Below are 12,739 nucleotides of genomic sequence, written 5' to 3'. Positions count from 1 at the left end.
AGATTTATTTGGTGGGTGACATGGGCGTTTCCACGTGACCACCGAACTGCTGGCGCATGGCAGACAACAGCTTCTCACCGTAGGTATTATCGCTTCGCGAACGAAACCGCGTAAAGAGCGCGCTGGTCAACACGCTGGCAGGTACGGCTTCTTCGATCGCCGCCTCGATCGTCCAGCGGCCTTCGCCGGAATCATTGACCTTGCCGGTGTACTGTTCCAGGTCATGATCTTCAGACAGGGCAATCGAGGTCAGATCCAACAGCCAGGAAGAGATGACGCTGCCGCGACGCCACAGCTCGGCTATATCGGCCAGATCAAGATCATAACGCTCATCTTCAGGCAGGGTCTCGAGGTTGCGGTTCTTGAGGATATCAAAGCCTTCGGCATAAGCCTGCATCATGCCGTATTCGATACCGTTATGAACCATCTTGACGAAGTGACCGGAACCTACCGGACCGCAGTGTAGATAGCCCACTTCAGCACGAGGATCAAAGCGCTCGGCTTCTCGCCCGGGGGTCTTGTCGATATCGCCGGCACCCGGCGCCAGGGTTGCAAAGATGGGATCAAGCCCTTCAACGATCTCCTTCTCACCACCGATCATCAGGCAATAACCACGCTCACGCCCCCAGACACCGCCGGAAACGCCAACATCGACGTAATGCAGATCCTTTTGACGAAGTTCGCGAGCGCGACGCACATCGTCCTTGAAAAAGGCATTGCCGCCCTCGATCAAGGTATCGCCCGGCTCAAGCATGTCAGACAGCTGACTGATAGTGGTTTCGGTAATATCTCCTGCCGGCAGCATCAACCAGATGCTGCGCGGCGCGGGCAGTCCTTCCACCAGCGCCTGCAACGAGTCTGCGCTTTCAGCGCCGTCCTGCTGCAGCGCCTCTCTTGCCTTGTCGCTGGTATCGAACACGGTGCATTCGTGACCGGCGTCCATCAGACGGCGTGCAATATTGCCACCCATTCTGCCAAGACCAACAATTCCTAGTTTCACTGTCGCGCTCCCGTCTCGTTGCCAATCAGGCCGCAGGCCCGACTACGTCACTATCGTGACAAGGAGTCTAACAAAGGTGCCTGTTTCCTGCCTCTTGCCACAACTGGTCACCCGCGGATCCTGATAGCAGGACGCTATGAACCCTCCTGCCATTATGCCGATATGCTGAGCCTTTTATATCAGCCTTAAGGCCCGCCACCATACGATCAACATGGCACAGAGCAATCGTTCATATACGTCAGGCTATCGGTTAACGTGGCTCTTTGAGAGTTACGATAAATGACTTAAAACATCATTAAGTAACATTCTCGCAGACTCCCCGTCCTCATAAGCCCAACAGGGAATGTTATATGCCTCGGGAAAAATTTATTGCTCTGGACTGGCTGCGTTTCGCGCTGGCGATCTACCTGGTGCTTTTTCACACACTCAAGGAATATGGCGATATCAGAGCCGTGCAGTGGATTTATAGCAGCATGAGTCTGGGCTTTTATTCCACGAGCACCTTTTTCGTGCTGTCCGGCTTTTTGTTGGCCCATGTTTATATCGGCAGAAACGAAGGGCGCGATCTCAACTACAAGCGCTTCTGGATCAAACGCTTTGCCTCGCTGTACCCCATCCATATTCTGGCGCTGATCATTGTCCTGCCGCTGGTCGTGATTAATGCAGGCAGCATGTCGCAGATTACGGTCACTCCCAATACCAACGACTGGGCAGAAGGCGGCAGCATGGCCTCTCACATGCTCGGCATGAGTGGCTTTGTGAGCAACCTCCTGCTGCATGTCAGCCTACTGCACGCATGGAGCCCGTTTTATACCACCTTCAACTTTGCCACCTGGTCGTTGTCAGCCCTGTTTTTCTTTTACCTCGTATTCCCCTTCATTGGGCCGGCACTGGCACGCGTGCGCCGCCCCCTGCTGGCCCTTGTCGCCATTGGGCTTATCTATGCCCTGCCGGCGCTATACATGTTTCTCACAGGTACCAATGACAATGTAGTGGCACATGGCATCATGCATCGTAACCCATTGCTTCGTTTGCCAGAGTTTCTGGCAGGCGTGGTACTGCATCAGGTCTATCTGCGCCACAAACTGCTGATGGCAGCGCTTTTCAGCACACGTGGCACGATTGCCTCGCTGGCCTTCATCGTGGGTTGTTTCGCCTTGAGCGCCTGGATCCATGCTGAAGTTCGCGGTGGCTGGTATTACCTGCTGCATAACGGCCTGCTGCTGCCCTCCCAGCTGCTGCTGGTTCTAATGTGCGCCTGGTTTCAGCCGGCAAGTGATACAGCGCAGGCAAGGCTTGCCACACGCCTGGGCGTGGCCTCGCTGTCCATCTTCGCCCTGCATACCCCACTCAACATGATCTCTTCAAAAATTGAAAAGTTGATCCTGGGCGCGATCGAGATGCTGACAACACAGGCGCCTGTTTCAGTAACGTCCCTGTTGAATCTGGCAGGTGAACAAACACGGGAGCTCTGGATGTATCCGCTCTTCCTGGCCGGCGTCGTGATCGTCTGCGTACTTTTTCAGGAGCAGCTGGTCAACCGCACGCGAACGGCCATCCAGGAACGACTCCTGAACAAGCCTCGACGCAGCCACTCCGACCTGTTTCATGGCCGGGTTTGATCGGGCCACCATGGGAGAAAATACGAGGCAGGATAGGCACATATCAGAGCAGGCTCTGAAGTAAACTTTAAGTTACTCAAAGAAACATTTTATGTAACAATAGCGATCACGTTAGCGGCGAATAGCCGTAACGAAATTTCAGGCCGGCCACGCACCCCTCGCAGCCGGCCTTTTTTTATGTCTGAAAAAGCCAATGCGTGGCGATTACACATGATCAGGCATGAAAGTGAGCACATCCCTGTGCAGAAGGTTTTCCGTGACCGTCCGAGCTTCCTGCTCACCACTCAGTGTCCGATATTTGCTTTAGCAGTATTTGATATACGTCAAAGACATACAAAGCGTTACCTTCGAAGGGCCTGCTCACCATCAATCTCATCTGCCACACTCATGGCATTCTCCAGAGGGGGAATGCCGGCCATAACCAATAACCACGTCTGTTGTTTTCAAAGCCAAAAGGCGATGCTTGCAGCACCCACCGCTTCTCACGATGGTACGCTCTGAATGCCAGTCGGCGACAGGCACATGGTGTGAGAGCCGTATTCTCATGTTCGCACAACAATTTGCTCCGGTTTCAGGCATCCCATAAAGGAGAGATCGATGTTCAATGCCATCTTGATACGCAGGGCAGAAGATCAATCAATGGATACAGCGCTCACTGAAATGGCCCCCGAGGCACTTCCCGAGGGCGATGTGCAGGTGCGTATCGACTGGAGCACGCTCAATTACAAGGACGCGCTTGCCATCACGGGCAAGGGATCGATCGTGCGCCATTTTCCAATGGTGCCGGGCATTGACCTTGCAGGCGTGGTGGAACACAGCGACAGCGCAGACTGGTCTCCCGGTGATCGTGTGCTGGTCAATGGCTGGGGGGTCGGCGAAAGCCACTGGGGCGGGCTGGCGCAGAAGGCACGGCTGTCATCACAGTGGCTGACACCCTTACCCGAAAACCTGAATGCAAGACAGGCCATGTCGATCGGCACGGCCGGCTATACGGCCATGCTGAGCCTCATGACGCTTGAACGCCATGGTCTGACACCCCACAAGGGCGATGTGCTAGTGACCGGTGCCAGCGGCGGCGTGGGCTCTTTTGCCATCATGTTTCTGGCACGAAGCGGCTATCGCGTCATTGCCGCGACTGGCCGACCTGAAGAGCAGCATTATCTCAAGGCGCTGGGTGCCTCGGAGATTATTCACCGTGATGAACTGGCCAGTCAGGGCCGACCACTGGGAAAGACACGCTGGGCCGGCGTCATCGATTCGGTAGGCAGCCATACGCTGGCCAATGCCTGTGCTCATACCCGGGAAGATGGCCTGGTGGCCGCCTGCGGCCTGGCTCAGGGACTAAATTTTCCGGGTACCGTAGCGCCGTTCATCCTGAGAGGAGTAACCCTTCTGGGTATCAATAGCGTGACAAGACCGCAGGCGCAGCGCCGGGAGGCCTGGACAAGGCTGGCGCAGGAAGTCGATACCGACATGCTCGACACCATGACCAGAGAAGTGACGCTCTCCGAGACCATCGATGCCGCAGATGAGCTTTTATCTGGCAGGATTCGCGGGCGACTGGTGGTCAATGTCAACGGCCAGGCCGCTGGAAACAGAGCAGACGCCGAACCATAAAAAAGCGCTCAGCGAGTCACTGAACGCCCGGAAGTCTCATGAAAGACTATTCCTTTATGAGCTTTCCCCAATCATCGTCCGTCTCTTCAACAACAATATTGACCAAACACTGATGAAGGTCGGGGTCTTCATCGCTTACCAGGTATCTAAAGAGACGACTTTTCACCCTGCCCGAGAGGATTTCATCCTCCGCCCTGAAATAATTGATTTGTACATAATCGCCTACGTCAGGCAGCGTCGGCGGCTTTGCTGTCTGCTCATCGGTAATACGGACAGCGTCGCCCGTGTCGACAGGCTGCTCAGCGCCTTTGGGAAGATACTGGTAATTGAAGTAATAGCGCATGGTCTCTCCTGATGTGATTCCAGCATCAAGCATGGACCCGAAACGCCCCACAGGAAAGATGGCTTTGTTGCACTATCGGCATCGAACGAATGCCCATAAAAAACGAGAAAGGAAAACCAGACATTGGCCTGATTCCCCTTTGCATTTTGAAGCGAAGCATTGACCGATTGCTGATCAGAGCGCCCTGCCCTTCATTGCGAGCCGGGAATCACCTGTTGCCTCACGCCATTTTTAGACATGAAAAAGCCGGCTCGAGAGCCGGCTGATTCTGAATTCGTGGCGGAGGGGGAGGGATTCGAACCCTCGAAGCCTTGCGACTTACACACTTTCCAGGCGTGCTCCTTCGACCACTCGGACACCCCTCCGCATTGTCATCCGCGCAGACTTGTCTGCGAGAACGGCGCACATCCTGACATGATGGCCCGTTAATTGCAAGCACTGATGACCTCAGCCCTCGACACGCTCGATAAAGTCGGCGGGGTCAAGCGTTCTGATGTCGCGGTCACCGCGGGCGCAGTGCCCCAGATATAAAAAGCCCACCAGCTCATCATCATGCTCGAGCCGCAGTGCCTTTCGCACGTGCTGATGATAGACAACATCACCGGTGCGCCACATGGCGCCCAGTCCCTGTGCGTGCGCGGCATACAACATGGCATGGGCAGCGCAGCCGGCCGACACGACCTGCTCGATACGCGGCACCTTTTTATCGGCTTTTACTGCGGCTATGACGGCAATCACAAAAGGAGCACGCAGTGGCTTGCCGCGCGCCTTTTCAAGCGTTTTATCACTGACGTCAGGGTTATCCTCGAGCTCGGCACCAGCGAATATTTCCCCAAGTGTCTCTCGCCCCTGCCCGCTGTACTCGATAAAACGCCAGGGACGCAGCTCGCCATGATCCGGCGCCCGCAGCGCGGCGCGATAGATCATCTCCATCTGCTCTGCCGAGGGGGCAGGCGCCTCCAGCTTGCCGTGTGACTGACGATCCAGCAGCAATGCCATGGCATCCATGTCTAGCTCCCGCTTCACTGGCGCATCAGACGCATTGTCTTGATGGGTGTCTCGCCGGGCAGCGCCCGCCAGGGGCTGATATCCAGCCCGCCGCGGCGCACGTAGCGCGCCATGACCAGCAGCTGATCCGGTTCGGCCTCACGCAGAATGTCCATGAACATGCGCTCGACGCAGTGCTCATGAAACTCCTGATGCTCGCGAAAGGAGATGATATAGGCCAGCAGTGCGTGGTGATCCAGTGCCGGCCCCCGGTAGCGGATCAACACGCTGCCCCAGTCCGGCTGACCGGTGACCGGACAGTTGGACTTGAGCAGGTGCGAGTGCACGGTCTCTTCAATGATATCGCTGTCGGTAATGATGAGCTCCGGGTCGGGCTGATAGGTATCAACCTCCACGTCCAGATCATCAAGACAGATGCCAGGCAGACGTCCGGGCGCCAATGCTATGTCATCCACGCCAAACAGCGTGACTTCCACTTCGGCATCCACCACACGCGACAGATCCTGCCGAAGCACCCGGCGCACTTCAACCGAGGAGGCAAACCGGGTCTGGTTGAAGCTGTTGAGATAAAGCTTCCACGACTTGGATTCGATCAGAAAACTCGAACTGGCAGGCACCCGAAAGCGCGCAATGGCCACCACGGGCTTGCCGGTAGGCGTCAGCCACGACAGCTCAAAGGCCTGCCACTCGTCTTCACCCTCAAAGGGCAGATCATCCTCGTCAAGATCCAGCGACGCCCGGTTGGCACTACGCGCGATGGGATAAAGCAGTGACGGGTCATACTCGGTGATGTAGGCACTGGTCTGTCCCAGTGGCGCATCTTTCAGGTCGTCGCTCATTCAGCTACGTAGCCCCTTGCCACGGCGCAGCAGCCACATGGCCACGATAAAGAAAATTACGATAAAGACCGCAATTGCCCCGACTGCTACGCCAACATTGATATCGGAAACGCCAAGAATACCGTATCGGAAGGTGTTGACCATATACAGAATCGGGTTGATCAAGGAAACCTTCTGCCAGAACTCGGGCAGCATGTGAATCGAATAGAACACGCCCCCCAGATAAGTCAGCGGTGTAAGCACGAAGATGGGCACGATCGAGATATCATCAAACTTCTTGCCCAGCAGCGCGTTGATAAAGCCGCCAATGGAAAAGAGTACGGCGGTCATGATCACGACCAGCACTGTCAGAATGGGATGCTGAATATCAAGATCGGTAAAAAAGAGCGATACAGTCGTCACGATGATGCCTACTGCCAACCCACGCGCAGAACCGCCAATGACAAAGCCTGTCAGGACCAGCCAGTTGGGCATGGGCGAGATGATCATCTCTTCAACGCTACGCTGAAACTTGCTGCCAAAAAACGAGGAGGCCACGTTGGAGTAGCTATTGGTAATGATCGACATCATGACCAGTCCGGGCACGATATAGTCCATGTAGTCCACGCCATCCATCTGGCCGACACGCGAGCCAATCAGGTTGCCGAAGATGATGAAATACATGGTCATGGTAATGGACGGCGGCAAAAGGGTCTGCGGCCATATACGCATGAAGCGGCGAATTTCGCTGCGCACGATGGTCCATAACGCGATCGCCATCTGTTGAGCGTTCATCAGCGAATCCCCCCCTGCTGCCCTTCTGTATTGTTGCTGCCTTCCACCATGCGCACGAACAGCTCCTCCAGCCGGTTGGCACGGTTGCGCATCGACAGCACTTCTATGTGTTGCTCACTCAGGCGGGCAAAGGCGTCATTGATGTGCTGTCCCTTGTCGATGGACAGTGACAGCTGGCGTTCATCAAGTCTTTCCACATCGAACCCCTCAATGACCGGACACTGCGCTACCGGTGCTGCCAGATCCAGTACAAAGGTTTCCCGAGTGAGCTGCCCCAGCAGATCCCGCATGCTGGTGTTATGCACAATTTCACCGTGATTGATGATGGCGATATTGCGACACAGACTTTCAGCCTCTTCCAGATAATGCGTGGTCAGAATGATGGTGGTGCCTTCCTGCTCATTGATGCGCTTCATGTATTCCCACATGCTGCGGCGCAGCTCGATATCCACGCCGGCAGTGGGCTCATCGAGAATCAGAAGTCGCGGGCGATGGATCAGGGCACGCGCAATCATCAGGCGTCGCTTCATGCCACCGGAAAGCATGCGCGCGGCATCATGGCGCTTGTCCCAGAGCCCGAGATCTTCCAGCAGCTGATGGGCACGATCCATGGCCTGACGGCGTGGGATACCGTAGTAGCCGGCCTGGGTCAGCACAATATCTTCAACCTTTTCAAACTGATTGAAGTTGAACTCCTGAGGCACCACGCCGAGATGATAGCGCGCACGGGCAAAATCACGATCAACGTCGATGCCGTAAATCGAGACGTCACCTGATGTCTTTCTTACCAGCGAACTGACTACACCCAGCGTTGTGGACTTGCCGGCCCCGTTGGGCCCCAGCAGTGCAAAGAAATCTCCCTGCGGGACTTCGAGATCGATACCCTTGAGGGCATGAAAACTGTTGTCGTAAACCTTGGTCAGGCCTCTTATGGAGAGGGCAGCATGCACAGTCAAAACTCCATGACGATCGGAAATATCGCCGCAAATGCACGCATCAGAAGGCGAGCTACCTCACCCCGGTGATAACAGGGCAGAAAAAGGCGGCGATGGGAAGACGCCCGACACCAGGGCGTTGAAATGAAAGCATCTTGTGTCGAAGCGCCGTTACGAAACACTGACAGGGATGCGTATTGCCAGGCAGCAATGATAGTCGAACACACGGGGGACAGCACTGTTCAGCTACAAAAAAGCAGATGCCAGACACGCGAATTCATGGGCATACAGTGGCCCATGTGGCATGCCAACATGACAAGCATGGTATGAGGGAAACAGGAAAGATGGCGTCCCATAGGGGGTTCGAACCCCTGTTACCGCCGTGAAAGGGCGGTGTCCTGGACCACTAGACGAATGGGACACACTGGAGCAGGTAACATGATCGATCCAACGGGAACCCCGCTAAATCCTGTACCCTGAGCAAGCTGTCGAACTGGAGCGGGAAAGGAGATCGACCGCGCTGGCGTTCCAGCTCACGACCCATGCTACCTGACTTGCGCTACCAAATTGGAGCGGGAAAGGAGATTCGAACTCCCGACCCTCGCCTTGGCAAGGCGATGCTCTACCACTGAGCTATTCCCGCATATCGACAAGATGAAGTGGCGTCCCATAGGGGGTTCGAACCCCTGTTACCGCCGTGAAAGGGCGGTGTCCTGGACCACTAGACGAATGGGACGCATTGGAGCGGGAAAGGAGATTCGAACTCCCGACCCTCGCCTTGGCAAGGCGATGCTCTACCACTGAGCTATTCCCGCACCGGTCATCAATGAAGCGAAGTGGCGTCCCATAGGGGGTTCGAACCCCTGTTACCGCCGTGAAAGGGCGGTGTCCTGGACCACTAGACGAATGGGACGTAGTCCGGTTCGCCTCACCGAGTGGCGCGCATATTACCCATGCACCGAAATCGTGTCAAGCATGTGACTGCAAATGAAGATCACTTTTTTGATTCTGCCCTCATGAAGGTGCAAGACCATCCCCCTGAGTAACATACAGCCCTACAAGACTGATATATGGCGCGTTTTTTGCATCCAGTAATGTTCATTCATGAATCACGGGTGCCTGATGCCATTTACACGTCGCAGATTTTTAAGTGCTACAGCAGTATCCACCACGGCAGGTCTTGCCCTGGGACTGCCTCATATGGCTCATGCCCGGCCACAGGAGGATCAGAACGACCAGGCCACCACAGCCTTTCAGCCCGATGCCGCCTTCAATACGCAACGAAGCTACGGCGGCGGCAGCTGTGTCGCACCGCACCATCTGGCGGCCAGTGCCGGACGCGATGTTCTCAAACAGGGCGGCAATGCGATCGAGGCCATGGTAGCAGCGGCAGCCGCCATCGCGGTGGCCTACCCTCACATGAATGCGCTGGGCGGCGATGGCTTCTGGCTGATTCATGAGCCCGGCAAGACACCGGTTGCCATCGATGCCTGTGGCAGCGCAGCACAGCTGGCTACGACCGATTTCTATGCCGGCCGTTCAAGTATCCCGGAACGTGGCCCGACATCTGCCCTGACCATGGCCGGTACCGTTAGCGGCTGGCAGAAGGCGCTCGATATTGGTGCAGACTGGGGCACGCCTCTACCTCTGAGCACCATTCTGGATGACGCCATTCGCTACGGTGAACAGGGCATCGCCGTATCCAGGAGTCAGGAAGCACTGACACGCCAGCATATCGAGCGCCTGTCACAAAGCCCCGGATTCAATGCATCCTTTTTGCTTGATGGCGAAATACCACGTGAAGGCCAGCGCCTGCGCCAGCCGCGTCTGGCTACCACACTGCGTCGTCTTGCCAGCGCCGGACTTGATGATTTCTACCGCGGCGAGCTGGCCCAAAGCATGGCAAGGGATCTTGAATCGCTGGGCAGCCCCCTGCGTCTACAGGACTTTCATAATTATCAGGCACAGGTCGTGGCCCCTCTTGAGGTAGCGCTAAAGGACGCCACCCTCTATAACCTGCCCGCCCCTACCCAGGGCATGGCCTCACTGATGATCCTGGCCCTCTATGACCGGCTCAATGTCGACAGCGGCGAAGGCTTTGCGCATCTGCACGGATTGATTGAATCCACCAAACGCGCCTTTTTGCTGCGTGATCGCTACATCACCCATCCCGAGCGCATGACGACAAACCTCCAGACGCTTCTAAGTGCTGAGCGGCTTGATCAGGAAGCCGCGGCCATTGACCCGCAAAAGGCCATGGCCTGGCCGCACACTCCTGAACCGGGAGATACCATCTGGATGGGTACGGTAGACAGCGAAGGCCGCGCGGTGAGCTTTATTCAAAGCCTTTACTGGGAGTTCGGCAGCGGCGTGGTGCTGCCTGAAAGCGGCGTGCTGTGGCAAAACCGGGGCATCAGCTTCTCGCTGGATCCTGAAGACCTTCGAAGCCTTGCCCCGGGACGCAAACCGTTTCATACCCTTAACCCGGCGCTGGCGCGCTTCAAAGACGGACGCACCATGGTGTATGGCACCATGGGCGGTGAAGGCCAGCCGCAGACCCAGGCGGCCATTTACTCTCGCTACGCCATGCATAACATGCCCCTGCAGCAGGCCATTGCGGCACCGCGCTGGCTACTGGGGCGGACCTGGGGAGAGAACAGCACCAACCTGAAGCTGGAATCACGGGTCTACACGCCCCTGGTGGATGCGCTCAGTCAGGCCGGTCACGACGTGGAAGTCCTGCCCGAGACCTTTACCGATACCATGGGACACGCCGGCGCCATCGTGCACCACCCGGATGGCCTGCTGGAAAGCGCCCACGATCCACGAAGTGATGGCGGCGCTGCGAGCCTGTAGGCGAAACGTCAGCGCAGCGCTGTAGCCGCCTCGCCCTGATCATGTCACCCTCACGGACAGGCATGGTTCGTCCTATCCTGCTAGGATGCCTGCCTGTCCGCGCCACCGCCACCGCAGAGCTGGCATGACTGACCGGCATGAACAGGGACCGAGGAGGACTTCATGAAAAAGGTACATAAAAGCGACAGTGAATGGCGCGAAGCGCTTACCGATGAGCAGTATCGCGTGACTCGCCAGGCGGGCACCGAGCGCCCCTATACCGGTGACTATCAGGTAGAGCCCGTCCAGGGGGTTTATCACTGCGTCTGCTGCAACGCGCCGCTGTTTGAAAACGAGCACAAGTTCGAGTCTCACTGCGGCTGGCCAAGCTTTGATCGACCGCTGGCCGATGCAGCTCTGGAAGAACATGTCGATGAAAGCCACGGCATGCGCCGCATCGAGGTGACCTGCCGTCGCTGTGATGCCCATCTGGGCCATGTCTTTCCGGATGGCCCGCGTGATACGACCGGGCTTCGCTACTGCATCAACTCGGTCGCCATGACCTTTCATCAGGGCGAGTAGACCTGTCGCATCATCATCACCCTGCAGCCCGCTTCGGCATTGACGTCTGACAGGGTACACTGCGCGGCCACGATCGCGGTGCGCGCAGTGTGCCCGCCAAACTGCATGGCAACAGGAGAGACTTATGCTGGGCTGGTTCCCGGGGCATATGAACAAGGCCAGACGCCAGATCAGCGAAGCCCTGCCCGAAATTGATGTGGTCATTGAAGTACTGGATGCGCGCCTGCCCTACTCCAGCGCCAACCCCATGCTGGCCGGCCTCATTCGTCACAAGCCTTCGCTGAAACTGCTGTCTCGTGCCGATCTGGCAGATCCCGCCAGAACCCAGGAATGGATCGAACACTTTGACGCCCAGCCTGACGTACGCGCCATGGCAGTGGTCACAACCGACACCCGAGCGCTCAAGCCACTCTACAAGCTCTGCCATGAGTTGGCCGGTCATATTCGTGAAGACCGCGATGTACGCGTCATGGTGATGGGCATCCCCAACGTGGGCAAATCCACGCTGATCAACACGCTTGCCGGCAAGAAAATTGCCAAAACGGGCAATGAGCCGGCCGTCACCAAGCGTCAGCAGAAGATCCGCATCGGCCAGCGCATTGCCCTTACCGACACGCCCGGCGTGCTCTGGCCGCGTATCGAGGATCAAAACAGTGCCTATCGGCTGGCCGCCAGCGGCGCCATTCGCGACACCGCGCTTGAATATGTCGACGTGGCCTCCGTGGCAGCCCTGGCGCTGGCCGAGCGCTACCCCGAGGCACTCAGATCGCGCTACAAGCTGGAAACCTTCGGCGATACCGGGGAATCCATCGTGCGCGAGATTGCCACGCGTCGAGGTGGCCTGCGTGCCGGCGGCGAGGTCGACATGCATCGTGGTGCCGAGGTGCTGCTGATGGATCTGCGCGGCGGCAAGCTGGGACCCATCACGCTGGAAACACCTGCCGACATTCCCGATGAAGCAGGCCTCGAGGCCATGCGTGCCGAGCGTGAACGCTTCAACAAAGGCGAAACCTTTCTCGACGATGACACGCCTGCCGAGCAGTGATGTCAGTCTCGTGATACGGCGATAGCATCACGGGCAGACGCCGCGGTATGCTGAAATGACAGGCATCCATGCGATGTCCGTCATTTTCATGGTTATGGCAGCTACGTCGGACGCCGCTTTCCCGATCGATGGCTGTCTC

11 protein-coding genes and 6 tRNA genes are annotated in these 12,739 nt (G+C 57.0%); 5 read left to right on the top strand and 12 right to left on the bottom strand.

The genetic code is table 11. The annotated features are described in order from the left end of the window. Window positions 1-4: 4 nt before the first annotated feature. Window positions 5-1,000 carry a phosphogluconate dehydrogenase (NAD(+)-dependent, decarboxylating) gene (gene gnd, locus IE123_RS13385; RefSeq protein WP_189519000.1) on the bottom strand — a complete coding sequence of 332 codons (996 nt, stop codon included), beginning with the start codon at window positions 998-1,000 and terminating at the stop codon, window positions 5-7. A gap of 350 nt (window positions 1,001-1,350) precedes the next feature. Here gnd and IE123_RS13380 point away from each other — a divergent pair, with 350 nt between their 5' ends. Together IE123_RS13380 and acuI are read left to right on the top strand one after the other, a co-directional pair. Continuing rightward, window positions 1,351-2,622: an acyltransferase family protein gene (locus IE123_RS13380; protein WP_189518998.1), complete on the top strand. Its 1,272-nt coding sequence runs from the start codon at window positions 1,351-1,353 to the stop codon at window positions 2,620-2,622. Between the two features lie 597 nt (window positions 2,623-3,219). Then, a complete protein-coding gene (acuI, locus tag IE123_RS13375; protein WP_189518996.1) occupies window positions 3,220-4,239 on the top strand; it encodes an acrylyl-CoA reductase (NADPH) in 1,020 nt (339 codons plus the stop codon). A gap of 46 nt (window positions 4,240-4,285) precedes the next feature. Here the strand turns inward: acuI and IE123_RS13370 are convergent, their stop codons facing one another. The 11 genes from IE123_RS13370 to IE123_RS13320 form a co-directional block, all read right to left on the bottom strand. Further along, entirely contained in the window at window positions 4,286-4,582 is a 297-nt protein-coding gene (locus IE123_RS13370) for a hypothetical protein (protein WP_189519186.1), read from the bottom strand. 277 nt (window positions 4,583-4,859) lie between these two features. After that, a tRNA-Ser gene (locus IE123_RS13365) sits at window positions 4,860-4,947 on the bottom strand. Window positions 4,948-5,029: 82 nt separating this feature from the next. Then, entirely contained in the window at window positions 5,030-5,590 is a 561-nt protein-coding gene (locus IE123_RS13360; protein ID WP_189518994.1) for an NAD(P)H nitroreductase, read from the bottom strand. Window positions 5,591-5,604: 14 nt separating this feature from the next. Further along, window positions 5,605-6,429 (bottom strand): NADPH-dependent 7-cyano-7-deazaguanine reductase QueF, encoded by an 825-nt coding sequence (queF, locus tag IE123_RS13355; RefSeq protein WP_189518992.1) that lies wholly within the window; start codon window positions 6,427-6,429, stop codon window positions 5,605-5,607. Continuing rightward, window positions 6,430-7,203, bottom strand: a complete 774-nt coding sequence (locus IE123_RS13350; RefSeq protein ID WP_189518990.1) for an ABC transporter permease — start codon at window positions 7,201-7,203, stop codon at window positions 6,430-6,432. Beyond that, window positions 7,203-8,153, bottom strand: a complete 951-nt coding sequence (locus IE123_RS13345; RefSeq protein ID WP_189518988.1) for an ABC transporter ATP-binding protein — start codon at window positions 8,151-8,153, stop codon at window positions 7,203-7,205. The genes IE123_RS13350 and IE123_RS13345 overlap by 1 nt, the downstream gene beginning before the upstream one ends. Before the next feature lie 330 nt (window positions 8,154-8,483). Next, window positions 8,484-8,559, bottom strand: a tRNA-Glu gene (locus IE123_RS13340). Window positions 8,560-8,706: 147 nt separating this feature from the next. Further along, window positions 8,707-8,781: transfer RNA gene (locus tag IE123_RS13335), tRNA-Gly, on the bottom strand. A gap of 17 nt (window positions 8,782-8,798) precedes the next feature. Beyond that, a tRNA-Glu gene (locus IE123_RS13330) sits at window positions 8,799-8,874 on the bottom strand. Between the two features lie 4 nt (window positions 8,875-8,878). Then, a tRNA-Gly gene (locus IE123_RS13325) sits at window positions 8,879-8,953 on the bottom strand. Between the two features lie 22 nt (window positions 8,954-8,975). Continuing rightward, window positions 8,976-9,051 (bottom strand) — tRNA-Glu (locus IE123_RS13320). Between the two features lie 287 nt (window positions 9,052-9,338). On the opposite strand from IE123_RS13320, the gene IE123_RS13315 reads away from it, so the two are divergent. The 3 genes from IE123_RS13315 to ylqF all read left to right on the top strand — a co-directional run bounded on the left by IE123_RS13315 (window position 9,339) and on the right by ylqF (window position 12,600). Further along, entirely contained in the window at window positions 9,339-10,994 is a 1,656-nt protein-coding gene (locus IE123_RS13315; protein ID WP_189518986.1) for a gamma-glutamyltransferase family protein, read from the top strand. A 162-nt stretch (window positions 10,995-11,156) separates the two neighbouring features. After that, window positions 11,157-11,555 (top strand): peptide-methionine (R)-S-oxide reductase MsrB, encoded by a 399-nt coding sequence (msrB, locus tag IE123_RS13310; RefSeq protein WP_189518984.1) that lies wholly within the window; start codon window positions 11,157-11,159, stop codon window positions 11,553-11,555. Window positions 11,556-11,679: 124 nt separating this feature from the next. Continuing rightward, window positions 11,680-12,600, top strand: a complete 921-nt coding sequence (gene ylqF / locus IE123_RS13305) for a ribosome biogenesis GTPase YlqF (protein WP_189518982.1) — start codon at window positions 11,680-11,682, stop codon at window positions 12,598-12,600. The last annotated feature ends 139 nt before the right edge of the window (window positions 12,601-12,739 follow it).

It is taken from the genome of Kushneria pakistanensis (assembly GCF_014652795.1).
Taxonomy (GTDB): Bacteria; Pseudomonadota; Gammaproteobacteria; order Pseudomonadales; family Halomonadaceae; genus Kushneria; species Kushneria pakistanensis.
Note: the sequence above shows the minus strand (reverse complement) of the source record. Positions and strands in the feature narration are given on the sequence as shown.

What these genes read in the sequence shown, in the direction of transcription:
- IE123_RS13380 (WP_189518998.1), top strand. Translation starts at nt 1,351, where the DNA reads ATGCCTCGGGAAAAATTTATTGCTCTGGACTGGCTGCGTTTCGCGCTG.
- acuI (WP_189518996.1), top strand. Translation starts at nt 3,220, where the DNA reads ATGTTCAATGCCATCTTGATACGCAGGGCAGAAGATCAATCAATGGAT.
- IE123_RS13370 (WP_189519186.1), bottom strand. Translation starts at nt 4,582, where the DNA reads ATGCGCTATTACTTCAATTACCAGTATCTTCCCAAAGGCGCTGAGCAG.
- IE123_RS13360 (WP_189518994.1), bottom strand. Translation starts at nt 5,590, where the DNA reads ATGGATGCCATGGCATTGCTGCTGGATCGTCAGTCACACGGCAAGCTG.
- queF (WP_189518992.1), bottom strand. Translation starts at nt 6,429, where the DNA reads ATGAGCGACGACCTGAAAGATGCGCCACTGGGACAGACCAGTGCCTAC.
- IE123_RS13350 (WP_189518990.1), bottom strand. Translation starts at nt 7,203, where the DNA reads ATGAACGCTCAACAGATGGCGATCGCGTTATGGACCATCGTGCGCAGC.
- IE123_RS13315 (WP_189518986.1), top strand. Translation starts at nt 9,339, where the DNA reads ATGGCTCATGCCCGGCCACAGGAGGATCAGAACGACCAGGCCACCACA.
- msrB (WP_189518984.1), top strand. Translation starts at nt 11,157, where the DNA reads ATGAAAAAGGTACATAAAAGCGACAGTGAATGGCGCGAAGCGCTTACC.
- ylqF (WP_189518982.1), top strand. Translation starts at nt 11,680, where the DNA reads ATGCTGGGCTGGTTCCCGGGGCATATGAACAAGGCCAGACGCCAGATC.